Origin of the sequence: Kribbella sp. NBC_00359, assembly GCF_036097425.1 — a bacterium.
In the GTDB taxonomy this organism is placed as follows: Bacteria; Actinomycetota; Actinomycetes; order Propionibacteriales; family Kribbellaceae; genus Kribbella.
In genome coordinates this window covers 7109855-7133872 of record NZ_CP107975.1, presented here as the reverse complement: position 1 = coordinate 7133872, position 24018 = coordinate 7109855, and the positions used below count along the sequence as shown (strand labels likewise).

Annotated in this window: 19 protein-coding genes; 12 read left to right on the top strand and 7 right to left on the bottom strand. The window is 67.9% G+C overall.

The window, feature by feature from the left end; all coding sequences use genetic code 11:
• Positions 1-268 precede the first annotated feature (268 nt).
• The 4 genes from OG876_RS34645 to OG876_RS34630 all read left to right on the top strand — a co-directional run bounded on the left by OG876_RS34645 (position 269) and on the right by OG876_RS34630 (position 5038).
• A complete protein-coding gene (locus OG876_RS34645; RefSeq protein ID WP_328520909.1) occupies positions 269-2353 on the top strand; it encodes a DNA gyrase/topoisomerase IV subunit B in 2085 nt (694 codons plus the stop codon).
• Positions 2354-2417: 64 nt separating this feature from the next.
• Positions 2418-2981: an HAD family hydrolase gene (locus OG876_RS34640; protein WP_328520908.1), complete on the top strand. Its 564-nt coding sequence runs from the start codon at positions 2418-2420 to the stop codon at positions 2979-2981.
• A gap of 135 nt (positions 2982-3116) precedes the next feature.
• Positions 3117-4331 carry a hypothetical protein gene (locus tag OG876_RS34635; RefSeq protein ID WP_328520907.1) on the top strand — a complete coding sequence of 405 codons (1215 nt, stop codon included), beginning with the start codon at positions 3117-3119 and terminating at the stop codon, positions 4329-4331.
• Entirely contained in the window at positions 4217-5038 is an 822-nt protein-coding gene (locus OG876_RS34630) for a heparinase II/III domain-containing protein (protein WP_328526995.1), read from the top strand. Before OG876_RS34635 ends, OG876_RS34630 begins: the two co-directional genes overlap by 115 nt.
• Here the strand turns inward: OG876_RS34630 and OG876_RS34625 are convergent.
• Both OG876_RS34625 and OG876_RS34620 read right to left on the bottom strand, forming a co-directional pair.
• Positions 5031-7154, bottom strand: coding sequence for a Xaa-Pro dipeptidyl-peptidase (locus OG876_RS34625; RefSeq protein ID WP_328520906.1), 2124 nt, complete (start codon positions 7152-7154; stop codon positions 5031-5033). The genes OG876_RS34630 and OG876_RS34625 overlap by 8 nt on opposite strands.
• A gap of 76 nt (positions 7155-7230) precedes the next feature.
• Positions 7231-9204 carry an MGH1-like glycoside hydrolase domain-containing protein gene (locus OG876_RS34620; RefSeq protein ID WP_328520905.1) on the bottom strand — a complete coding sequence of 658 codons (1974 nt, stop codon included), beginning with the start codon at positions 9202-9204 and terminating at the stop codon, positions 7231-7233.
• A 238-nt stretch (positions 9205-9442) separates the two neighbouring features.
• Here OG876_RS34620 and OG876_RS34615 point away from each other — a divergent pair, with 238 nt between their 5' ends.
• The 6 genes from OG876_RS34615 to OG876_RS34590 all read left to right on the top strand — a co-directional run bounded on the left by OG876_RS34615 (position 9443) and on the right by OG876_RS34590 (position 18409).
• The gene (locus tag OG876_RS34615) at positions 9443-10540 is read left to right on the top strand and encodes a LacI family DNA-binding transcriptional regulator (protein ID WP_328520904.1); all 1098 of its coding nucleotides are present in this window, start codon (positions 9443-9445) and stop codon (positions 10538-10540) included.
• Between the two features lie 144 nt (positions 10541-10684).
• A complete protein-coding gene (locus OG876_RS34610; RefSeq protein ID WP_328520903.1) occupies positions 10685-13795 on the top strand; it encodes an endo-1,4-beta-xylanase in 3111 nt (1036 codons plus the stop codon).
• A 19-nt stretch (positions 13796-13814) separates the two neighbouring features.
• Positions 13815-15281 carry an extracellular solute-binding protein gene (locus OG876_RS34605; protein WP_328520902.1) on the top strand — a complete coding sequence of 489 codons (1467 nt, stop codon included), beginning with the start codon at positions 13815-13817 and terminating at the stop codon, positions 15279-15281.
• Positions 15281-16270 (top strand): carbohydrate ABC transporter permease, encoded by a 990-nt coding sequence (locus tag OG876_RS34600; protein WP_328520901.1) that lies wholly within the window; start codon positions 15281-15283, stop codon positions 16268-16270. Before OG876_RS34605 ends, OG876_RS34600 begins: the two co-directional genes overlap by 1 nt.
• A complete protein-coding gene (locus OG876_RS34595; RefSeq protein ID WP_328520900.1) occupies positions 16267-17097 on the top strand; it encodes a carbohydrate ABC transporter permease in 831 nt (276 codons plus the stop codon). Before OG876_RS34600 ends, OG876_RS34595 begins: the two co-directional genes overlap by 4 nt.
• A 10-nt stretch (positions 17098-17107) precedes the next feature.
• The gene (locus OG876_RS34590) at positions 17108-18409 is read left to right on the top strand and encodes a Gfo/Idh/MocA family protein (RefSeq protein ID WP_328520899.1); all 1302 of its coding nucleotides are present in this window, start codon (positions 17108-17110) and stop codon (positions 18407-18409) included.
• 71 nt (positions 18410-18480) lie between these two features.
• On the opposite strand, the gene OG876_RS34585 is transcribed toward OG876_RS34590, so the two are convergent.
• Together OG876_RS34585 and OG876_RS34580 are read right to left on the bottom strand one after the other, a co-directional pair.
• A complete protein-coding gene (locus OG876_RS34585) occupies positions 18481-19776 on the bottom strand; it encodes a hypothetical protein (RefSeq protein WP_328520898.1) in 1296 nt (431 codons plus the stop codon).
• Between the two features lie 70 nt (positions 19777-19846).
• Positions 19847-20476, bottom strand: coding sequence for a TetR/AcrR family transcriptional regulator (locus tag OG876_RS34580; RefSeq protein ID WP_328520897.1), 630 nt, complete (start codon positions 20474-20476; stop codon positions 19847-19849).
• Positions 20477-20535: 59 nt separating this feature from the next.
• Between OG876_RS34580 and OG876_RS34575 the strand changes: the two genes are divergently transcribed.
• Positions 20536-20829, top strand: a complete 294-nt coding sequence (locus tag OG876_RS34575; protein WP_328520896.1) for a hypothetical protein — start codon at positions 20536-20538, stop codon at positions 20827-20829.
• Here the strand turns inward: OG876_RS34575 and OG876_RS34570 are convergent.
• Complete coding sequence (locus OG876_RS34570) at positions 20826-21836, bottom strand: sigma-70 family RNA polymerase sigma factor (protein ID WP_328520895.1); 1011 nt, start codon at positions 21834-21836, stop codon at positions 20826-20828. The two genes, OG876_RS34575 and OG876_RS34570, sit on opposite strands and share 4 nt — an antisense overlap.
• Before the next feature lie 145 nt (positions 21837-21981).
• Here OG876_RS34570 and OG876_RS34565 point away from each other — a divergent pair, with 145 nt between their 5' ends.
• Positions 21982-22551, top strand: coding sequence for a dihydrofolate reductase family protein (locus tag OG876_RS34565; protein ID WP_328520894.1), 570 nt, complete (start codon positions 21982-21984; stop codon positions 22549-22551).
• A 14-nt stretch (positions 22552-22565) separates the two neighbouring features.
• Here the strand turns inward: OG876_RS34565 and OG876_RS34560 are convergent, their stop codons facing one another.
• Positions 22566-23063, bottom strand: a complete 498-nt coding sequence (locus OG876_RS34560) for a beta-class carbonic anhydrase (RefSeq protein ID WP_328520893.1) — start codon at positions 23061-23063, stop codon at positions 22566-22568.
• On the bottom strand, positions 23060-24001 hold the full coding sequence (locus tag OG876_RS34555) for a sucrase ferredoxin (RefSeq protein WP_328520892.1): 942 nt from the start codon (positions 23999-24001) through the stop codon (positions 23060-23062). The genes OG876_RS34560 and OG876_RS34555 overlap by 4 nt, the downstream gene beginning before the upstream one ends.
• Positions 24002-24018 lie beyond the last annotated feature (17 nt).

Below are 24018 nucleotides of genomic sequence, written 5' to 3'. Positions count from 1 at the left end.
GTTTCCGGCGGGTGTCGGGCGTGTCTACTCTCACTGTGCGCCATGGTGTGGTCACAGCGCGCTGATGATCGGAGTGTCGAACACCACTCCCGGATCGAGTCCAGATCGATACCTGCCACAACACCTATCTCCGGCACCCGTCGTGATTCCACGTCCAGCCCCGCCTGCCACGATTTGGGGGTGCGGCCGCATAGGCTGTGACCATGCGTTCGGAGCCGATCCGGTCCCGGACGTGTGCAGGTGGAATGTGAACCAGTGAAGGAGCCAAGTGGCCGCCCCGACGCCTCGCAGTACCGAGCTCGACCCGACGTACAACGCCCGCAACCTGCTCGTCCTCGAAGGCCTCGAGGCGGTCCGGAAGCGCCCCGGCATGTACATCGGGTCCACCGACAGCCGCGGCCTGATGCACTGCCTGTGGGAGATCATCGACAACGCCGTCGACGAGGCCCTGGCCGGGCACGGTGAGCGGATCGACGTGGTGCTCTACAAGGACGGGTCCGTCGAGGTCCGCGACCGCGCCCGCGGCATCCCGGTCGACATCGAGCCGAAGACGAAGCTCAGCGGCGTCGAGGTCGTGTTCACCAAGCTGCACGCCGGCGGCAAGTTCGGCGGCGGGAGCTACAACGCCTCGGGTGGTCTGCACGGTGTCGGCGCCTCGGTGGTGAACGCGCTGTCCGCGCGGCTGGACGTCGAGGTCGACCGCGGTGGCGTGATCTGGACCACGTCGTTCCGGCGCGGCGCCGCCGGGGAGTTCGACGGCGAGGGCGCGAACGCGCCGTTCACCCCGGCCAAGGGCCTGCGCAAGGCCGGCCGGGCGAAGAAGGGCGTCACCGGCACCCGGATCCGGTACTGGGCCGACCGGCAGGTCTTCACCCGCGACGCCACCTTCAACTACGACGAGCTGGTCACCCGGGCGCGGCAGACGTCGTTCCTGGTGCCGGGGCTCGAGCTGGTGATCCGGGACGAGCGCGGCGACGAGATCACCGAGGAGACCTTCAAGCACGACGGCGGAATCAGCGAGTTCTGCGAGTTCCTCGCCACCGACCAGAAGGTGACCGAGGTGATCCGGCTGACCGGCACCGGTCACTTCACCGAGACCGTGCCGATGCTCGACGACGCCGGGCACATGACGCCGACCGACGTCGAGCGCGACCTGGACGTCGACATCGCGGTCCGCTGGGGCGACGGGTACGAGACCGAGGTCCGCTCGTTCGTGAACATCGTGGCCACGCCCAAGGGCGGCACCCACGTGGCCGGCTTCGAGCGCGCGCTGTCGAAGAGCTTCACGAACGCACTGGACGGGACCCGCCTGCTGAAGAGCGGCGAGGAGATCATCAAGGACGACGTCCTCGAAGGCCTGACCTCGGTGGTGACGGTCCGGCTGGCCGAGCCGCAGTTCGACGGCCAGACCAAGGAGGTGCTCGGCACGCCGGCCGCGTCGCGGATCGTGGCGAAGGTCGTGCAGAGCGAACTGGAGGCGTTCCTCACCTCGAACAAGGCTGCCCAGAAGGCACAGGCCCGCGCGGTGCTGGAGAAGGTCGTCGCCGCGTCCCGCACGCGGGTGGCGGCCCGTCAGCACCGGGAGCTGCAGCGGCGGAAGACCGCGCTGGAGTCGTCGGCGCTGCCGGCCAAGCTGGCCGACTGCCGCAGCAACGATGTCGACCGCTCGGAGCTGTTCATCGTCGAGGGTGATTCGGCTCTGGGTACGGCGAAGCTCGCGCGGAGCTCGGAGTTCCAGGCGCTGCTGCCGATCCGGGGCAAGATCCTGAACGTGCAGAAAGCGTCGGTCGGCGACATGCTGAAGAACGCCGAGTGCGCGTCGATCATCCAGGTGGTCGGCGCCGGATCGGGCCGGACGTTCGACCTCGAGCAGGTCCGCTACGGCAAGATCATCTTCATGGCCGACGCCGACTCCGACGGCGCCCACATCCGCTGCTTGTTGGCGACGCTCTTCTTCCGGTACATGCGGCCCCTGGTCGACGCCGGTCGCGTCTACACCGCCGTACCGCCGCTGCACCGGTTCGAGCTGACGAACCCGAAGAAGGGTCAGGAGAAGTACCTCTACACGTATAGCGACGCGGAGTACCAGCGGAAGACGGCCGAGCTGATGAAGAAGGGCGTCCGCTGGAAGGAGCCACCGCAGCGCTACAAGGGCCTCGGTGAGATGGACGCCGACCAGTTGGCCGAGACCACGATGGACCCGCGGCACCGCACGCTGCGCCGGATCACCGTCGACGACGGCGAGGCCGCCGCGAACGTCTTCGACCTCCTGATGGGCAACGACGTCGCCCCCCGCAAGGAATTCATCGTCCAAGGCGCCTACGACCTGGACGAGAACCGCATCGACGTGTGATGCCCCGGCTGGTCTGTTTCGATCTCGATAACACGTTGATTGATCGGGATGGGGCGTTTGTGGCGTGGGCTCGGTGGTGGTGGGTCGCGCGGGGCTCGGGGCGGATGCGGTCGAGTGGTTGGTTGCCCATGACAACGGTGGGTTCACACCGCGGCTGCAGTTGTTCGCCGGATTCCGCGAACGCTTCGGGGTTGCTGTCTCCGTCGACGAGTACGACCGGGAGCATCCGTCGTTCACCTGGGTCGACCAGCCGGTGCTCGACGGGATCGCCTCCTTGCGTACGGCGGGTTGGCGGGTTGCCGTGGTCACGAACGGTGGCGTGGTCCAGCAGAGCCGCAAGCTCGAGCACACCGGGATCGGCGACGCGGTCGACTACTGCTGCATCTCGGAGGCAGCCGGCGTCCGGAAGCCCGACGCGCGGATCTTCGCGATCGCAGCCGAAGGCGCGGGGGCAACGCTGGTCGGCGGGTGGATGGTGGGAGACCATCCGTCGTACGACATCGCCGGCGGGATCAACGCCAACCTGAGTACCATCCGGATCGGCCACCGTCACGACGCGCCGACGCCGATCGCGGATCATCACCTGATTTCGGTCCAGGGCGTATTCCCGATCATTCTCGCCGGCTGACCTAGTCGGGACTTATGCCTCTGTTGACGCCGTTCGCCCGGGCGTAGCGTCGAATGCCTCGATGCTGTTCGGTGCGGCGTCGTGGGGGCTGGGGGAGTTGGCAGCATGCTCGGAAAATCGAAGAGAGTGGCCGGGGTGGCGGTAGGACTCGCGGGGATCGGGGCGGTGATGGTGGGGGCTCCATCGGCCTCGTCGGCACCGGCGGCGCCACCCGGAATCGCGATCCTGCCGGATCTTCCGGAGCCTGGAGACGCGCAGTTCGCAGCGGGTCAGAGCAACATCGTTCCGCCGGTCGCGCCGGCGGCCAAGGACATCGGGGCGGTCCCGATCCAGTCGGCTGCGGCCGGCTTCTACACCTGCTCGGGTTTCGGCACGATCGACGACCAGACGCCGCTGGGCGCTCTGTATCGCGACACCTACACCTGGGGTCCGTTCGCACCGGTCAAGGTCGGCAACGGTGGTGGAAACATCAACTGGCGGTTGAATCCCTACAAGAACGCCAGCTGGTACATGTGGTTCCACTCGCTGCGCTGGCTCGGTCAGGGGATCATCGCCGCCGGCCAGGGTGATCTGACCGCGCTGACCCGGGTGAACACCATCGCCTACGACTGGTACCGGGACAATCCGTATTCGTGGAAGGGCGACGTCGGCGCTTGGGAGTCGACGATGCACCGGACCAACGTGCTGATCTGCTTGCGGCAGGCCATCCTTTCGGGGCTTCAGACAACGACCTTGCCGGCGCGCTACGCCTGGCTGAACACCGCCCTGGTGAGTCATGCAGCGTTCTTGATCAACAACTGGAGCGGCGCCTGGAACCACGGCACCGACGAGAGCATCGCGCTGTTCGGTCTGGGCTGCATCCTGAACCGCACCGACTACAAGAACCTGGCCCAGCAGCGACTGGCGGTCGGCATCACCACGTCGATCGACGCGGAGGGCTCGACGAACGAGCAGTCGACGGCCTACGCGCAATTCAACTACTCGCTCTGGGGCCGGGCAGCGACCGTGCTGCAGAACTGCGGCGTGAGTCCGGGAACCACGATCGCGAACCGCCGCACGCTGATGGCGACCTGGCTGGCCCTGGCGACGAACTCGCTCGGCAAGCTGCACCAGATCGGGGACTCTGAAGTGGTCGCCACCTATCCCTGGCCGGTACGCCGATGGAGTACGCCGGCTCACTGGGCACCAAGGGCACGGCACCGGCTCGGCGGGTCGGGATCTACTCGGCCGGCTACATCCTCGGCCGCACCGGCTGGGGTGCCACCAGGGGCTTCACCGGCGAATCGGCGTACAGCATCCGGTTCGGACCGGCCCGGGCGTTCCACGGGCACAGCGACCACACCAGCCTGACCTACACCGCCCGCGGGCGGGACATCGTGATCGACAGTGGTCATGCCGGGTACCAGAACGACGTCTGGCGGACGTGGGCGAAAGGCCCGACCGCGCACAGTGTGATGACGACGCCGCTCTCGGCGGACCGTGCCGCGGCCACCAAGCTGACCCGGTCGCTCGTCAAAACGAACGCCGACTTCTTCGAGTTCGTCGACGCTCCCGGTGTGGGGATCACCCGGATCCGTGGAGTGCTGGTGCTGAAGGATCCGGATCTGATCGTCACGTTGGACCGCGGGTCGTCGAAGACCGCGCAGCAGTTCCAGACCCTGTGGCATCTGCCGTCGGATCAGCGGGCGACGGTCTACTCGCGGTCGGCCGCGGTGGCGATGGCGCCGGGCGACTCGACCAAGACGATCCTGTTCCAGGTCCCGTACCGGCAGGCGCTGCCGGCCGGCGCGATCCTGATCAAGCAGGCGAAGTCGAACCCCATCCAGGGGTGGCACTACCGGAACATCTTCACCCGGAAGTCGGCGCCGACGCTGATGTTCGCACGGTCGGGGTACTCGGCCTCGATCCTGTCCTTCGTCGTTCCGCTGCGCGCGACCGGCTCGGTCACCTACACCACCCGCTACTCGGGTACGACGTTCATCGTCAACCTCAACGTCGCCGGGCAGCGGGTGTCCGTCGCGATCTCGGCAGGGGGCTCGGTCTACCGCGTCACCTGAGGGCGTCGGCCAGCGCTTTCGGGCCGCCGACCACCGGGATCACCAGCGAACTGTGGGCCAGGTCGAGGGTGAGCCGCGTGCCGGCGGGGGGCCGGATCGTGAAGTCGCGGTCGCTCGACACGACCATCAGCGCGAGCCTGTTCCCGGCCGGTACGACGGTGTCCTTCGGCTGCAGGTCGACGTTCATCCGGTACAGCTTGCCCGGCCGGACCGGAGCGTCGACCCAGTCGGAGAGACGGTTGGCCGGGTCCATCCAGCCACGCGTGAGGATCGTGCCGTTGCCGGTCGGTGGGTAGCTGACCAGCGCCGCGGTCAGGTTCGCTTTCGACGCGCTGAAGGCGACCTGCAGCGCGGCCGACGGCGTACCACTGATGCGGACGGGCTTGGTGAGCGGCGGCGTCTGGTAGCTCAGCCGTACGTCGGAGGAGGCGGCGTTCGCCGACGTGATGGCGGCGATCGACGCGTCATCGGTGAGCGTTTCCGCCGCGGTGCCGGCCGCGGTCGGAGCGAAGGTCAGGCCACCGCGTGCCGGGGCTCCCGGCGTGAGGTGGAGACCGGCCTGCCCCGAGGCGGGGTCCGGCCACTCGGCGTACGGGGTCGGGTTGGCGTTGCTGCATTGCAGGCTGACGGTCGCGCCGTCGGCTACCTTCTGACCCGTCGCGGTGGCCACCGCCGACGCCAGGACCAGATGGGTCGAGTCGGGGATCCTCGCGATCAGCCGGGTCGTGGTGGTGATCGTCCCGTCGGCGTTGGTCTGCGGCACGGTGAGGGAGAACCCGATCCGGAACGGGGTGGTGTCGGCCACCGCCAGCGTCGCCGTGTTCGACTGGTCTCCGCTGACAGTGGTCTGGCGAGGCGGACAGGAGGCGGCCTCGCGGACGACCCACGACCGTGGCAGCCGCTCGACTCCGTTGGGTACGCCGTACAGGTACCGGGTGAACCAGTAGTTCACCAGCACGTCCGGCGGTGCGCCGCCGTGGCCACCCTGGTGGAAGTAGAACATGTGCGGCACGTGCTGCTTCTTGAGCGCCGCGTAGAACTGCGCCGCGTTCTTCGTCATCACGTTGAAGTCGTTGTTGCCATGGGCAAGCAAGGTCGCGGCGTGGACGTTGCGCACGTCCTTCATGTAGTTGCGCTCCTGCCAGAAGCCGCTGCGGTTCCCGGTGGCGCGGTCGATGTGGTGCTCGAGGTCGTCGATCACCGGCTGGCAGATCTTCCGTTCGCCGGTCTCGTCGAGTCGCGAGTACACGACGTCGGCCAGCACATCCAGGTCCTCGCCCTGGAAGGCATTGTTGTTGCCGGACGGGTTGGACGACGAATGCGGTGCCCGCACCATGCCGTTCGCCCGGTAGTAGTCGTACCAGTCGGAGATCGCCGAGATCGGTACGATCGCCTTCAGGCCGTCCACCCCGGTCGTCGCGACAGCCTCCGGCAGGGTGCCGTTGTACGACGTCCCGATCATGCCGACCTTGCCCGTGGTCCAGCCGGCCACGGCCCGGGTCGAGCCGTCCCTGGTCGTGTACGCCCGGGCACGACCGTTGAGCCAGTCGATCACCGCCTTACCGGCCAGCGTCTCGTTCCTGCCGCCCGACGTCGGGCAGCCGTCGGAGTGGCCGGTGCCTGGTGACTCCGCATGGACGACGGCGAATCCGCGCGGCACCCAGGTCGACTCGAGGCTGGTGCTGATCACCGGGCTGGTGTCGAAGGCGGTCCAGAACGGCGCCCGCGGCCGGAGCAGCGGCGGCGAGCCGAGCGGGTGGTCGACGGCCCAGTTGCTGTACTCGTCCGCCGTACCCGCGTAGTACGGGCTGTCCTCGAAGACAACCGGGACTTTCAGCCCCTCGGTGAGCACCTCGCGCGGCGCGGAGAAGTCGGTATGGATCCGGTCGGGCTCGCCGTCGTGGTCGCTGTCGAACGGCGCCTGGACCCAGACCTCACCGCTGTACCAGTCGGTGGGGTTGGTGGAGAAGACCGCCTGGGCAAGACCATCGACGAAGGTCGGCGCCACCGGCGCTGGACTGCCGGTCGTCGCGGGTCGTGCCGAGGCAGGACTGGCAACTGCCGCGACCACCAGGAGGGTAGTCGCGGCAGCGCTCGCCAGAAGTCGGATTCTCATGTCTGGTCCTCTCCGAGCGTTCGCCTGGCAGATCAAACCTCTGAATCATGCGGCGGGACTTCGCGAATCGCAACAGCTAGGACCGCGGAGATACGGCGAGAATGGTGCCGTCCTGGCCGGGTGACAGCCGGCGGCCGTCCACGGAGACCTGGAAGCCCTCGGGCGTGATCGCGACGTCGATCGTGTGGCCACGGTAGCCGAGGCCGTGGACGCTAATGTTGCCCGCGGCAACGGGTTGAGGGTGGACGGTCAGGGATCCGTCGGGGTGCGGGCGGATCCCGGCCAGGCCGGTGAGGACGGCCTCGGCGCCGGTGAGGCCCGCGATGACGTTGATGCGGCGGCCGGTGGCGGGGGCGCCCGGTTTATCGGAATAGTGGTCTTGCGGGAAGTACGGGTAGTGGTCGCCCAGCCAGAGGTGGCGACGGAGCACGTCCCAGGCGAGGTCGGGTTCCCCGCGTTCCCAGAGGGTGAGGGCCAGTTGCGGGCCTTCGCCGGTGTAGGCGCCGGCTCCGGACCAGTCGATGTCGGCAGTCTCGTAATGGAGCTCGTCCTCGCCGCTGACACTGCTGACGCCGTACTCGCCGAGGAACGCGTCAGGGCGGAGGTGCTTGAGCAGTGCGGCCGCGACCTCGGGCGGGCAGGCGCCGGAGCGCAGTACGTCGTAGGCCTGGATCGAGTAGGTGAGCTCGGTGTGTCCGTCGGGATAGCGGGTCCGGAACCAGCCTGCCTCGTCGTCCCAGAGTTGCCGGATCACCTCCTCACGGATCTGTTGCGCGGATGCTCTGAGGTCGTCGGCCGGCAACGCGGCGCCGGTGAGGTCCGAGAGTTCCGCGAGGGTCTCGAGTGCCCACGCACGCTCGGCGTTCGGGCTGGCGACCACGTGCTCCCAGCCGGAGCCGCGCATCTCGAGCAGGTTGCTCTGGTCGCCGTAGTCGCGCAGTACGCCGGTCTGGTCGTCGGGCTGGAATTGCTTGTCGAGCGCGATCAGTACGTCGTACAACCGGGCGACCACTGTGGGGTCGAGCCGGTGTTCGGCGGCGGCTGCTCTGGTGAGCGCGACGAGGGACCAGCCACTGTAGGCATAGGCGACTCCAAGGCCGGTGCCGTCGGGGGCGATCGCGTAGCGGTCGGTGAGGTCGGCGTCGAGGAGTGACTCGATGATGTCGAGGACGCTGTCGCCCAGCATGAGACTGAGGACGTTCGGCGCGTAGCCGCCGGTGTCCCAGGCGTACGCGCACAGCGCGCCGCCGTCGAGGCCGGAGGTCGCGATGAACGGCTGCGTGACGAAGTCCGGATGGTCCCACCAGCAGACGAGCCCGCTGGCGAGCGAACGACGGTAGTACTGCTCGAGCCCAGGGATGTCGGAGGTGAGGGTCGGGAGCCGGTGGAGTGCCTGGGCGAGGCGGGATTCCCACTCGCGCGTGGTGTGTTCGGCGTCGGTCACGTCAGACGTCGGCGCGACGTTGACGGTCAAGGTGAAGGTGACCTCGCCTTGGGGTTCGAGGGTTGCCGACAGACCGGCGTGCGACAGGGTGATCGGCTCGCCGGAGCCGGCAGCGGGCGGCACCCAGCCCCAACCGGAGAGCGGCACGTTATGGGCTTGGGTCTCCGTCAGCTCCGGGTGGATCGTCAGCTCGTGGGTGCTGTTGGAGCGGTTGCGGACCACGAGGGTGAGGACGTAGCCGGGGGAGCCGTGGCGAGGCGTGAGGATGGACTCGACAGCGAACGACGTCATCCGGCTGTCGGCGTAGTGATGATAGGTGCCGCGGCGGATCAGGCGGTCGGGACGCCAGGTGCCGCCGGTGGGCAGGATGCCACGGTTGCCGGCTCCCGGGCGCGCCGCGTCGACGACGTCGCGGCCGTCGACCTCGAGCGAGATGGTCAGGCGGCTGTCGGGTGCGGCGAGTGGGGGAGAGAACCACCCGGCGACGCCGCAGACACTTCCTGCGAGCTGCGTGACGGTACCCGTGCCACTGCCGACCCAGATCTCGGCTGGAGGTACGGCGCGGCGCAGGTCGAAGGTGAAGTCGTCAAGGGAGTACGGCGGCATGGGCGGCCTTCCGATGGCACGAGGGGGAGCCGTGCCGGACCGGTCCCGGGCAGGTGATCCCGGCCTGCGTAGGACCGGTCCAACACGACGCGTCGATGGTGGCACGAGGTCGGTGACGGGCGCAATGGCTCGGGTGGAAACCGATTGCGCATCGGGTGTTGACGACGTACCCGGCCGCTGTTACGTTCCGGAGCACAGCCGTTGGACCAGTCCAACGGACCGAGCAGAGGACAACCGGATGGCGAAGCTGACGATTCGTGACATCGCCGCGCTGTCCGGCCTGTCCAAGTCCACGGTCTCGCTGGTGCTGAACAACAGCCCGAAGGTCGACCCGGCGACGCGGCGGCACGTGCTCGCGGTGATGCGCCGGCATCGGTACGTGCCGAGCTTCGCGGCGACCGCGCTGGCCAAGGGGAGCACCCGGCTGATCGGCATGGTCGTGCCCGGCCTGTCCTGGCACATGGTTGCCTCGATCAACATCGGGGTGGCCGCCGTGACCGAGCGGAGCGGGTTCGACATCATCCTCTACACCGCCACCAACGACCGCGACTACGGTTCGCTGATCGACCGGATCCTGACCTCGAGCATGGCGTCCGGCCTGCTCGTGGTCAGTCACGAGCAGCCGCTCGAGCCGCTCGTCCAGCTGCACCAGGAGGGCCTGCCGGTCGTCCTGGTCAACACCATCGACGCCGATGTCGCGCTCCCGTCGGTCACCGCCGACAACTACGACGGCGCGGTCACCGCGATGGATCATCTGCTGCAGCTGGGCCACGAACGCATCGCCTGTGTCCAGGGCCGGATGGTGTACCGGTGCTGCCAGGACCGCTACCGCGGTTACCTGGACGCGCTGCGGACGGCGGGCATCCAGCCCGACCCCGAACTCACCAAGCCCGGTGACTTCGTGCCCGAGCAGATCCGGTCCCGATCGCGCGAACTGTTCGCGCTCCCGCCCGATCAACGGCCCACCGCGGTCTTCGCGCACTCCGACGTGACGGCGTACGCCGTGATGACCGCCGCGGCCGATGCCGGACTCCGGGTGCCGGAGGACGTGTCGGTGATCGGCTTCGACGACATCGAGTCGGCCGGGCAGATCCGCCCGCCGCTCACCACCATCCAGCAGCCGTTCGTCGAGATGGGCAAGCGGGCAGCGGAGATGTTGCTGTCGGCCATCGGTCCCAACGACGAGGAAGACACCGGCGAGGTGGACGACGACCTGGAGTTGTCGACCGAACTACCTCGGCTGGTGATGCCGACGAGCTTGATCGTCCGGGCGAGTTGCGGGCCGGCGCCCGTGACCCGGTCCCCGCGCGGACGGACGCAGACGACCAAGGCCTGATCCGCCGGATCGAGGTCCCGCCTCACCAGACCGCCCGACTCCCGGCGCCCGCCCGGCGCCGCCCACCGACAGAGCACCCAGCAGACCCAGGCCCGGCCGCCGCCGGGTCATGCGCTGCTGCGCGCCCTCTGGAAGGACCCCGGAGTGATCAGAAAACTGGCCACCGGTGCGACCCTGGCAGTCCTCGCCGCCATGGCGATCCAGCACGCCGCCCGCGCCGACGCGGCACCCTTCGAGGTGCTGCCGACCGACCCCGTCGCCAACTTCACCGAATTCAAGAGCCTCCCGGCGGACGCGACCCACCAGGTCCCGATCACCGGCAACCCCGACTTCACCAAGGCCCTCGAGATCGCGGTCCCGAACGCACCGCAGAGTCCCGGCCTGGACGGTGAGTACGAGATCACCCTCGGCGTACCGACCGCCGCGACCGTGACCGAAGGCGACGCGCTCGTCGCGACCCTCTGGGCTCGCTCGATCGAGCCGACGCCGGGTGCCACGACCGGCAACGCACACGTGGTGTTCGAAACGGACGGATCGCCGTTCAAGAAGTCGCTGAACGCTGCCCTGCTCTACGGCACCGACTGGCAGAAGTTCCAGTTCCCGTTCCGCGCCGCCGTCACCTACACAGCAGGGACTGCTACCACCGCGCACCTGAACCTCTGGCTCGGGTACGGCGCTCAGAAGTTCCAGATCGCCGGAGTCTCGGTGCAGGACTACGGGCCTGGCAACCCCGCCGGCTACCCGCAGGTGACGTACGACGGCCGCGACGCCAACGCAGCCTGGCGTACGGCGGCCAACGCCCGGATCGACCAATATCGCAAGGGAAACCTCGCCGTCTCGGTCGTCGACCCGGCCGGCAACCCGATCAGTGGTGCGACGGTGTCCGCCGTACAGCAGACCAGCGCCTTCAAGTTCGGCGCCGCGTCGGACGGTGCGCGGCTGATCGGCGATCCGTCCGGCGGGATCAGTGGCACCGACCTTCAGCAGTACCAGAGCAAGGCCTCGACGCTCTTCAACCAAGGGGCCCTAGGCAACAACCTGAAGTGGAACCACTGGGAGAACCAGACCGAGCGTGACACCATCACCCTGCCCGCCCTGCAGTGGATGCGGCAGCACGGGCTGCGGATCCGCGGCCACAACCTGATCTGGCCGTCGTGGGGTCTGATGCAGCCGGATCTCGTCACGCTGCAGAACGATCCGGCCGCGCTGCGAGCGCGGATCAACACCCACCTCACCGACGAGGCGTCGGCTCTGGCCGGCATCGTCGACGAGTGGGACGTGGTGAACGAGCCGTACTCCGAGCACAACGTGCAGGACATCCTCGGCCCGAACGAGATCGCCTCCTGGTTCCAGCTCGCGCACCAGGCCGACCCGAACGCGAAGCTGGTGCTGAACGACTACGGCCTGGTCGAGAACAACGGCTGGGAGAAGCGCCACCGCGACTCCGTCTACAACACCGTGCAGTCGCTGAAGTCCTCCGGGGCACCGATCGACGAGGTGGGCTTCGAGAGCCACTTCAACGGGCTGCAGCTGACCTCGCCCGACGACCTGACGGCGATCGTCGACCAGTTCGCCGGACTCGGCGTGAAGGTCGCGGTCACGGAGTTCGACGTCGACACCGACGATCTGCAACTGCAGGCGGACTACACCCGCGACTTCATGACCGCGATGTTCTCGAACCCGAACGTCAACCAGATCAGCAACTTCGGCATCTGGGCGAACAACATCTACAACCCGCGCGTCGCGCTCTACAACGCGGACTGGTCGGCCAAGCCCAACGGCCTGGTCTGGGAAGACCTCATCAAGCACCAGTGGCACACCAGCGTCTCCGCTCAGACCACATCAGCCGGGACCTTCGGTACGCGCGGCTTCCTCGGTGACTACCTGGTGACGGTCACCGTGAACGGCATCTCGAAGCAGGTGAAGGTCGCGATGCCGACCACGGCCGGCGCCTCGGTCAAGGTGATCGCCGACGGCATCGCCACCACCGTCCGGACCGACCAGCCGAACCCGATCGGCGATGGAGACTTCGAGAGCGGCGCCCGCGGCTGGACCCCACTCGGCACCGGCCCCGCGACGGCGGCCAACGCCCACAGCGGACACACCGCACTCTCCCTCAGCCCAGGTTCGGGAGTGACGCAGAACATCACCGGACTCACACCGGGCACGAGCTACTTGCTGTCCGGCTGGGGTCGTCTGAATGGCGGCGGCACCCAGTGCTACGTCGGCGTCCGCGGCGGCGCCACAGCAGGTACGCCGACCTTCCAGTACGTGCTCACGTACGCCGACGAACGCGCGTACACGCAGAAACTCGCGGCCTTCACTCCACCGACCGGGACGAAGTGGACCCAGGTGTTCGCCTGGTCGAACCCCGGTGCGACCTCGACGGAGTGCACGCTCGACGACCTCGCCATCACGCCGACGGACGGCCCACCACCACCCGCCCAGGGGCCGCCCGCCACGACGCCGTACCTGCCGACTCCATCTGTGCTTGGGAACGGGACGCTGGAGAACCAGTCGAACACCACCGGCTGGTACTGCCTGGGGACCTGCACGCTGAAGAACGCGTCGACGACCCCGCACACCGGCTCCGGCGACTTGTCGGTCACCGGACGAGCGGCCGCTTGGGCCGGTCCGGCGCAAGGAGTGTCGGTGGTGAACGGCGGCCTGTACGACTCGTCTACCTGGGTGCGGCTGGCGAGCGGTTCGGATACCGCGATGGTGAGTCTGAAGCTGACCACCTCGACCGGATCGACCACGATCAGGCTCGGCTCAGCGCCGGTCAGCAGCACCGGCTGGACGCAAATCTCCGCTGCGAACACGACTGTCGCCTGGACCGGCACCCTGACGAAGGCCGAGTGGTGGATCAGCACCACGACCGGCACCGGCGATCTCCTGGTGGACGACGCGTCCTTTGCTCCGCTGGCAAAGACCGTCAGTGGCGGGAGTACCGGTCCCGTGGAGACCGCGTTCAACCCGGTGCAACCGACGGCGGCCTGTGTCGTCCGCAACACGGTCGACAACACCTACACCGCGTACTTCGGCTACAACAACGCGAACAACTTCTACATCCCGGTCCCGGTCGGCAGTGACAACGCCTTCAGCCCCGGACCGTCGGATCGCGGCCAGACCGTCTCGTTCCTGCCCTTCCAGCGGCCGCGTCGCGTCGCGGTCACCTGGGACGGCAGCCCACTGACCTGGCGGCTCGGCTCACAGACTCAGACCGCGTCGTCCGCGTCGCCGGCCTGCTCTTAGTACTCACTGGAGGAATGTCATGTCATCACCCATCTCACGGCGGACACTGCTTCGTGGTGCGGCCGCACTGGCCGGCGCCGGCGCGCTCGCCGGCTGTTCCTCGGACAACAACGCCGAGGGGTCCAAGGCCAAGACCACCATCACCTATTGGGACTGGTACGCCAGCCAGGCCGGCTGGGTGGACAACGAGATCAAGCTGTTCCAGGAGGCGCACCCGGGCGTCGTCGTGAAGAAGACCACGCAGGTCAGCGACAAGTACGCCGACCTGGTCTCGCTCGCGTATCGCAGCAACAACGCACCGGACATCCTGATGATCCCCAAGAGCCCGCAGCTCAGCCAGCAGGTGTCGCAGGACTGGCTGCTGCCGGTGGACAAGTGGGCGACGACGTCATGGCAGTCCCGCTTCCCGGAGAACAGCTTCGTCGAGGGAGTGGACGTCTTCGACAGCAAGGTCTACACCGCGCCGTTCGCGGCGCCGGCACCCTCGCTGCAGCTCTACATCCACCACGGTGTCTTCAAGGACGCCGGCCTGACGAACGCCGACGGCAGTGTGAAACTGCCGAAGACCTGGGACGACGTCAGCAGCGCGGCCGACGCGATCGCGTCGAAGAGCGGCGGCAAGGTGGCGCCGTTCGGGTTCGGCAACTCGACGAACACGACCCTGGCCTGGTGGCTGGATCTGTTCGTCCGCGGCGCGGGCTCGCCCGGTGGTGCCGCGGTCGGCGGGATCGACGGCATGGACTACCGGGTCGGGCAGTGGACGTTCGGCACCGACCGCAACTACCTCGACGTGATCAACCTGCTGCTGGAGTGGAAGAACAAGAACTGGTTCTACCCGAACTCGATGAGCATCTCCGACGAGCAGGCCCGGGCGTTCTTCGAGCGCGGGCGGTTCGGGATGACGGTCGGTGGCGTCTGGAACCAGCCGGAATGGACCCAGCACAAGTTCACCGACTACAGCCTGGTCACCCTGCCCGCCCCGGGTGGTGAGCCGAAGGCGCTGTTCTACGGACCGCCCGGCGGCAAGTTCGTCGCGGTGTCGTCGAAGACCCCGCACGCCGATGAGGCCTGGGCGTGGTTCGACTGGCTCTACAGCCCGGAGGCGGGGAAGCGCTGGGTCGAGCAGGGCCAGGGCCTGTCGGTCTACGCCAAGAACAACGACCCGAAGGGCGTGACGTTCGCACCCTTCGCGCAGTACGTCGCGATGTCCGCGACGGCGGTGGTCGGTCCGCAGCCGACCATCCGCAATCCGCAGTTGACCAAGCTCGAGCTGCCCGCGGTGAAGCCCGACATCAACGACGTGCTCGCCGGGGTCTACACCGGGCAGATCAAGGACGTCCAGGGTGCGCTGACGTCGCTGACGGACAAGCTGAACCAGGCGCTCGGCGACGCGGTGAAGAAGGTGGGCACCGGCGCGAGCCTGAAGGACTTCGCGTTCCTCGACTGGGAGCTGACCAAGCCGTACACGACGAAGCCAGGCGCCTGATGGCGATGACCGCCGTGCGGGAGGACGTCGCCACTGCCGGGCCGCCTCCCGCGGTGGCCCGGCGGCGGGCGCGTCGCCGGACCTATCTGTGGTCGTACGTCTACCTGGCGCCGATGATGGTGCTGCTGCTGGTGTTCGTGGTGTACCCGATCATCGCGTCACTCGGCTACACGTTCTACCGGTGGAACGGGATCGGCGACCCGTCGAACTTCGTCGGACTGGGCAACTTCCGCCAGATCGTCCACGACAGCATCTTCTGGCGATCGCTCGGACACACCTTCGTGTACGCCGCGTTCGTCGTACCGATCCAGCTCGTCCTGGCGTTGGCCCTCGCGCTCGTGCTGAACAGCAAGCGGCTGCGGTTCGCGTCGTTCTACCGGACGCTGTTCTTCCTGCCCGTAGTGACGTCGGCCGCGGTGATCGGCGTCGTGATCCAGCTGCTGGTGTCGAACTTCGGCGACTCGATCAACGACCTGTTGCTGAAGCTGCACCTGATCCACCAGCACATCGACTGGCTGGGGGATCCGCACTTCGCGCTCGCGATCATCATCCTGGTCGGGATCTGGCACACGTTCGGCTACAACCTGGTGTACTTCCTGGCCGGCCTGCAGACGATCCCGGACGAGCTCTACGAAGCCGCCCGGCTGGACGGCGCCGGCCCGCTGCGGACCTTCCGGTACATCACCGTCCCGATGCTGCGAGCGGTCGGCGTGGTGATCGTGATCCTGGCGGTGATCGGGACGTTCCAGATCTTCGACCTGGTCCAGGTGCTGACCAGCGGCGGCCCGTACTTCGCGACCGAGGTCGTGAACACCTACATCTACCACCTGGCGTTCGGCGGCAGTAACGCGAACGCGGTGCAGCCCGACATCGGTCTGGCGTCCGCCGCGTCGTTCATCTACGGCGTGCTGCTGATCGCGTTCTCCGTCGTCCAGGTCGTCGTACTGCGCTCACTCGCCAAGCGGCGGGGGACAGGGGGACTCGCATGAAGCGTCAGCGTGTCGTCACCGCGATGACGCATATCGCCTTGCTGGTCGCCGGTCTGGCCTGGCTGTACCCGCTGTTCTGGGCCTTGGGGAGCTCGCTGAAGAGCGATGACGACTTCTTCAGTGAGGGACTCAGTCCGCTGCCGTCGCACTTCCTGTGGGCGAACTACCTCGACGCCTGGCGGGAGGCATCGTTCGGCCGGTACTTCATGAACACAATACTGATCACCGTAGGCACGGTAGTGATCACTTTAGTAGTCACTTCCTGCGCCGGCTATGTACTTGCCCGCACCCGCTTCCCGGGCCGTGGCTTCTGTCTCGGGCTGGTGTCGGCGACGTTGTTCCTGCCGCACGGCTACACGATCATTCCGGTGTTCGACCTGATGCAGCGACTGCACCTGTTGAACAGCCTGTGGTCGGTGATCATCGTGCAGGCATCCGGTGGCGTCGTGTTCGGGACCTTCCTGTTCATGGGCTACTTCATGGCCATCGACCGTGAGCTCGAGGACGCGGCCCAGGTGGACGGGGCGAACTTCCACCAGACGTTCGCCCGGATCATGCTGCCGCTGTCCGGCCCGATGCTGGCCACGGTCGGCCTGTTCACCGCGATCACGGCGTGGAACAGCTTCTTCATCCCGCTCGTGTTCACGCTCGGGCGGCCCGAACTGCGCACGCTCGCGATCGGCATGTACGCGTTCATCGGCGAGAACTCGACCGAGTGGACGCTGCTGTGTGCGGGAACCGTCATCACGCTCGCGCCGATCATCTTGCTGTTCGTGCTGCTGCAGCGCTTCTTCGTCAACGGCCTGGCCGGCGCGGTCAAGCAATAGGAGGGTCCGAATGCCCACACCTGTGCGGACCGCGATCGTCGGTACCGGCAACCGTGCCCAGCTGTTCACCGAGGGCCTGGCCAAGCGCGACGGGTACGACGTCGTGGCGTTGTGCGACTCGAACTCGGTCCGGATGGCCTTTCACAACCGCATGCTGCTGGCGGCCGGCCGTCGTACGGCGCATCAATGGCCGCCGGCGCGCTTCGAGGAGATGCTGCGGGTCGAGCGGATCGAAGTGCTGGTGGTGACCAGCGTCGACGCGACGCACGACGGCTACATCGAGGCCGCGCTGCGGGCCGGCGTACGGGTGATCAGCGAGAAGCCGATGACGACCGATGCGGTGAAGGCTCAGAGCATCCTGGACACCGTGCGGGAGACCGGCGGTGAGTTGTCCGTCGCGTACAACTACCGGTTCAATCCAGTGCATCGTCGCGTGCGGGAGCTGCTGGCCGGGGGCGCGATCGGGGATGTGCACTCGGTGCATTTCGAGTGGATGCTCGACGTGTCGCATGGTGCGGACTACTTCCGCCGATGGCATCGCGACAAGGCGAACTCGGGCGGTCTGATGGTGCACAAAGCCAGCCACCACTTCGATCTGGTGAACTGGTGGCTCGGCGCCGAACCCCGCATCGTCTATGCACAAGGACAGTTGGCCTTCTACGGTCCGGGGCGCCGGCACGGGTACGCGCGGGACTACGTCCGTGCCCATGGATCCGCGGCCGCCCTCGACGATCCGTTCGCGCTGCACCTGGCCGACAACCAGACCCTGCGTGAGCTGTACCTGGACGCGGAGGCGGAGGACGGCTACTACCGCGATCGCAACGTGTTCGCGCCTGGGGTGTCGATCGAGGACGACATGGCGGTGCTGGTTTCCTACGACTCAGGGGCAACCATGACGTATCACCTGACCGCGTACTCACCGGCCGAGGGCTACCGCGTGATGTTCAACGGTTCGCGGGGACGGCTGGAGCTGAATGTAGAAGAGTCGACATTTGTCCTGCCCCACCAGCGGGTGGAGTCGGCCAGGGGAGCGGTGCACGGCGACCTCGCCGCGCCGACGGCTGGACGGACGAGCATCACCGTGCGGCCGCTGTGGTCGCCGCCAGTCGACCACACCGTCGACCACGATCACGCCGGCCATGGTGGCGCCGACGCCCGGGTACTCGCGGCGCTGCTCGACGACTCGCGGACCGAGGGAGCCGAGGTGGCTGATGCCCGGCAGGCGGCGCTGGCGCTGGTGACCGGGCTGGCGGCGAACCGCTCCTTCGAGACCGGAGAGCCTGTTCGAACGGCCGACGTACTGGCTCTTTGAGTGTGCGTCGCCACGCTTGGCGTGATCAGAAAACTGTCCATGCCAAGCGTGGCGATGAGTAGTTTTCTGTTCTAGCTGAGCGCTGCGCGGAGGATCGCGTGGGCGCCGGTGACGATCGCCTCGCGGTTGGCCTCGTACGTCGGGTCGGTGATGCCGGTCGTGTTGGCCGGGTCGAAGGACAGCACGGGGACGTGCAGGTGACCGGCCGGCATCGACGGGTCGAGCAGGTCGCGCTGCAAGGTGTTGCGGTAGGCAACCTCGTTGGAGAGGTAGCCGCCGCCGGTGCCCTCCGAGGCGATCGAGCCGGGCGTCGGGCCGAGCGGCTGACGGACCGGCTGGGTCTGGCCGGCCGGGATCTCCAGCACGGACGTGTTGACGCGGGTGCGGAACGGCGTCACGTCGGCCTGCGACATCCGCGCCAGCGGCAGACTCGACGTGATCCACTCGGGTCCCGGCGGCATGCTGGGGGAGACGACCGGAGCGGCGATCGTGCCGCCGCCCCAGAGGTTGTTGTTGTCGCCGATCGAGCTGACCGAACGGCGCCGGCCGTTGAACACCTCGAGGTCGAAGATCCCGACCCGCCCTTGGCTGGCCGTCATGACCAGGTCCGCGTGCTGTGGACCGGGGCGGTAGTGCGGTGCGAGGGCGTTCTCGACCATGTTCTCGTCGAAGTCGGTGTAGCGGACCGGGAACACGACGGTCTGGATCTCGTAGGTCCTGCCGTTGATCGTCCAGCGCTGCCCGTCCAGCGTCAGCGCGTTCGCCCCGGACGGGTTGCCGATCCGGATGTCCGCATCGAGCGTGAACGGGTCGAAGCCGGTCACCAGGATCTTCCGTACACCCGGTGCGAACCGGGTGCTCGTGATGCCGCGCGAGGTGTATTCGAGGGATCGGATCAGTCCGGCGCGTTCCGTCGTACCGAGGCCGAAGCGGGGGTGCCATTGTCTCAACGCGAGGGCCATCGAGAGGCGGGCCCAGTAGAGGCCGCGGTCGTCGGTGGCGGGTAGTGCGTCCGGTCCTGTCGGCGCGTGCTGGGCGCGGTGGGTCGCCGTACGCCAGAGGGCTTCGCCTTGCGCGTGCACGAGGGCAGCTGCGGCTTGGCGGTTCGGGATCGAGCAGAGCAGGCGAGAGAACAGCGCAACCTGGCGGTCGAAGCCGGACCGGCGGAGGATCTCGGCCGGGACCGATGGACCGCCGGCGACGCCGTTGTCGAGACGTTGCTCCTCGACCGACCCGGTGACGGACTGGTCGAGGCATCCGGTGACAGACGGGATGGCGTGGACGGTAGGAGTGCCGGACAGGACCGTCGTAAGGGCGAGGGCGCCGACGAGCAGGGATCGCGAAAATGAGCTGGGGCGGAGTCTCATACGTGGTGTCTACCAGATCCCACCGCGAGTTCCGAGAGATTCCGAACAACCGCAGGTGATCATCTGGCCGTCACGCGCAGAGTTGGGTGTGAAGGGTTTGGGTGGCCCAGGTGAGCCAGCGGTCGTGGGGCCAGGCGCGGTCTCGGGTGAAGAGGAGGTAGAGCTCGGGGCTGAGGATGCCGTAGAGGAGATCGGCGGCTTCGTCGGCCTTCAGGCCATCGCGAGCGCCGGGCTTGGTCACGAGTGCGTCCGCCGCTGCGCGCTGGACGACGTACCGGAGGTCCTCGTCCTGGGGCCAGAGAGCGGCGACCTCGGGGTCGTTCGCGACGGCCGCTTCGAGGACCCGCATGATCGGGGACACCCGGGCCAGGACGGCGCTCGAGCCGGGGACGTACGCGGCCAGCATCTCCCCGGCGGTGCCGGCGGCGACCGCGTCGGTGAACCACGGGCGATCCATCGTGGCGACCGGCTCGCTGTCGCCGGCGATCGTCACATCGACCAGCTCTTTCAGGAGAGCCCGTTTGTTGCCGAAGGTGAAGTAGATCGTCTGCACTGCGACGCCGGCCCGGTCGGCGACGTCCTGCAGGTTGGTCGCGCCGTACCCGTCCGCGACGAACAGCTCCCGCGCGGCCTCGATGATGCGCCGCCGGGTCTCCTGCGCCTTCTCCGCTCGGCGGTTGGGCCGCTTGACAACAGTCATGACTAGAGTCTATCTCTAGATTCGTTCGCTATAAGTCAACTCTAGTGAAAGGCCTAGTCATGTCGCTCATCGCAATCACCCGCTTCGAGGCCACCACCGATGACGCCACCGACATCCGCGGCAAGCACAACGCCCTGGTGGACGCCGTCCGCGCTGCCATCCCAGGCCTCACCGAGGCGCGGCTCGGCCGGCTCCAGAACCAGTGGGTCGGCGTGTGGCGCTGGGAGTCCGCCGACGACCTGAAGGCAGCCCGTGAACTCGCCCCGACCCTCGCCGAGACCAAGGCAGCCTTCGCCCTGGTCCGCGAGGGCACGTCGGCCGTCGACGAGATCGACGTGATCGACGAGCGCTAGGCGCCGGGAAGCGATCGCGGCAGGCCGAAGGCCGGGAACACGCTGTTCTCGAACCGGGTCATGGCGGAGATCCGGTCGCCGCTGAGGGTGAGGACGTACAGCCCGGTGCCGTGCCGGACACCGGTGGCGCCGCGCAGGTACGCGCCGAACGCCGGCTGACCGTTGGCTCGGGTCGGGACGAGGTCGAATCTCCGGCCCGAGCCGAACAGCGTGGCGCAGAAGCCGGCCACGATGTCGCGGCTCTCGTACTCGAACGGCAGCGGCGGCATGGACATGAAGACGTCGTCGGTCAGCAGGGCCAGCAGTCCATCGATGTCGGCGGACTCCCACGCGCTGACGAACCTCGTCACCATCGCATCCTCGGCGGCTGAGTCGGCGGCGGGAGGCGGTTCGGCGGCCGCCGACTGCCGGCGCTGCAGGCTGACGCGGGCCCGTTTGAGGGCGCTCTTCACCGACTCGACGGTCGTGTCGAGCATGCCGGCCACCTCGCTCGCGCGGAATCCGAGGACGTCGCGCAGGATCAGTACGGCGAGCTGGCGAGGCGGCAGGACCTGAAGGGCGGTCACGAAGGCCAGCGAGATGGATTCGGTCTGCTCGTAGCGGGCCTCCGGGCCGAGCGGCACGGTGATCGCCCCGTCGAGAAGCGCGTCGGGGTACGGCTCGAGCCAGACGACCTCGCCGAGCCGAGTCGGCTCGGGCGGCTCGACCCCGGGGATGTCCCATTCCTTGGCGGGACGCCGGCTGGCTGACCGCAGCGTGCTGAGGCACCGGTTGGTGGCGATCCGGTAGAGCCACGTGCGGAGCGAGGCGCGCCCCTCGAACCCGCTGAGCCCCTGCCAGGCAGCCAGCAGCGTGTCCTGGAGGGCGTCCTCGGCGTCCTGGAACGATCCGAGCATGCGGTAGCAGTGCACCTGGAGCTCCCGGCGGTGCGGCTCGGTCAACGCCCGGAACGCCTCCTCGTCGCCGGCCCGCGCCCGGCTGATCAGGTCGGCTCTCACCAACTCCACTCCGGCCACCTCTCTGTCGTGTCGCGCTTCCATCCTGTATGGACGCCGGCTGAGGAGCGAAGGGGGCGGTCTGCGCGCGCCCCGTTTCCGGACACCGCGGAGTCTCCATCAGCAGTAGTCGACATCACGACAAGGGAGAACCGACATGGGAAAGCTCATCGTCACCGAGAACATCACGCTCGACGGAGTCATCCAGGACCCGACCGGTGAGGAGGGCCTCGGCCGCGGCGCCTGGAGCCAGATGGGCGCCACGGATCAGGCTGCGTGGTCCGAGTTCTTCACCGACGAGGCGCTGGACGTCGAGGCAATGCTGCTGGGGCGACGGACCTACGAGTACTTCGCCGGACGGTTTCCGTCCCGGACCGGCGTGTGGGCGGAGAGGTTGAACAGCATGCCCAAGTACGTCGTCTCCGCCACCCTCGAGGCCGCCGACTGGAACAACTCGACCGTGCTGACGGGTGACGTCGTGGACGACGTCTCGAAGTTGAAGGAAACGCTCACCGGCGACCTCGTCGTCTACGCGAGTGGCCGCCTCGTGCCGACACTGCTGGAGCACGACCTGGTCGACGAACTGCGGCTGATGACATTCCCGTGCGTACTCGGCGCCGGGCAACACCTCTTCGGCGAGACCGGCGAGCAGAAGCCCCAGCGCCTCGTCGGCAACCGGACCATCGGCGACAGCCTCGTTCTGCTCATCTACCAGCGCACCAACTGAACAAGCGGTAGGCGTCAGTCGATCTGGGTGAGTTGCCCGGTGTCGACGTCGTACATGAAACCGCCGACGAGGATGTCGTCGCCAATCAGCGGATGTTCGCGGACGGCGGCGACGTCGCGGCGCAGGGCCTCGAGCTGGTCGGGGATGACCGGGATGGGCAGGTAACCGGCCGGTTTCCCGGCGGCGGCCTCGACCTTCGCGCGCAGGTCGTCCTCCGACATCGCGGCCATCGCGCAGCGGGTGTGCGGGATGATCATGATCCGGCGGACGCCGAGCAGCTGGACGCCGAGGACGAGCCCGGTCAGCGTGACCTCGGTGACCCGGCCGCCGGCGCTGCGCAGCACCTTCGCGTCACCTGGCTTCAGCCCGAGCATCTCCAGCGGCGGGATCCGGGAGTCCATGCAGGTGACCACGCCGATGCCGGCGTGGGCGATGCCGTCGAACCCGCCGTAGTGGAAGTCGGCGACGTAGTCGGCGTTGGCGGCCAGCACGTCCTCGAAACCGGTACTCAACGGACCTCACCAGGCTCAGGGGTTCCGGCATGCAGGATCGACATGGCGAAAGGCTCCTTTCCGCAGGATTCCGGTCGGGGTGGATCGGCGGGTGCGCTGGTCACCGGCACGGTCCAGGACCGGCCGTCGACATGCCGTACGGCGACGGCCTCGAGGTCTTCGCCCACGACACTGAGGGCATCCAGCGCGAGCTCACCGACAAGACGGCGTACGGCGATCTCCGCGGCCTGACCGCGTTTGGTCCAGGTCGACCGGCCGCGTAGCCCGGTCAGCACGATCTCACCACGACAGGCCGCGTCCAGCACAGCCGTGGCGGTCTCGAGAGTCAACTGGCCGTGCATGGTGCCGGCCGGCAGGAACGTCGCGGTCGGCGCGAACCGGTGACCGCCGAGGTGGTTCGCCTCCCAGACCCGGCCCGGCGCGAGCTTCTCGAGCCCGGAGACGAGTGGCCGGCCGAGGAGTGCGCAGCACTCGTCCCGCTTGCCGTTCGTGCAGACCAGCACAACGGGCTCGTCGATCGGGGCCAGCGACGGCAGCGACGCGAGTACGGCGGTCCGGTCGCCGCGGCTGACCGCGTCGAGGTCGAGTTCCTTCAGCACGGCGGGATCGTCGACACAGCCACCGAGCAACCACGTGCGCCCTGGAAGGGTCGAGGCGACGTACACCTGATGCGAGCGCTCGACCTCATCCGGGTGGCGGCCGGGGGAGCGGATCAACCCGAAGCGGACGTCCACCTTCTTGCACGCCTCGTCGAAGGCGCCGCCGAAGGCCGGGTCCAGGTGACTCTGCGTCGGTGCCTTCGCGCCCCACGGACCCGGCTGCTCGACAACCACCCAGCCCACGGCGACAACCGCCGTACCGGCGAGTGGCTCACGCAACTCGCGGCAGAAGGTCGAACACAAACCGGCACGACCGGTGGCGTCGAGACGATGGGTCACAGCATCACCGTACGCGA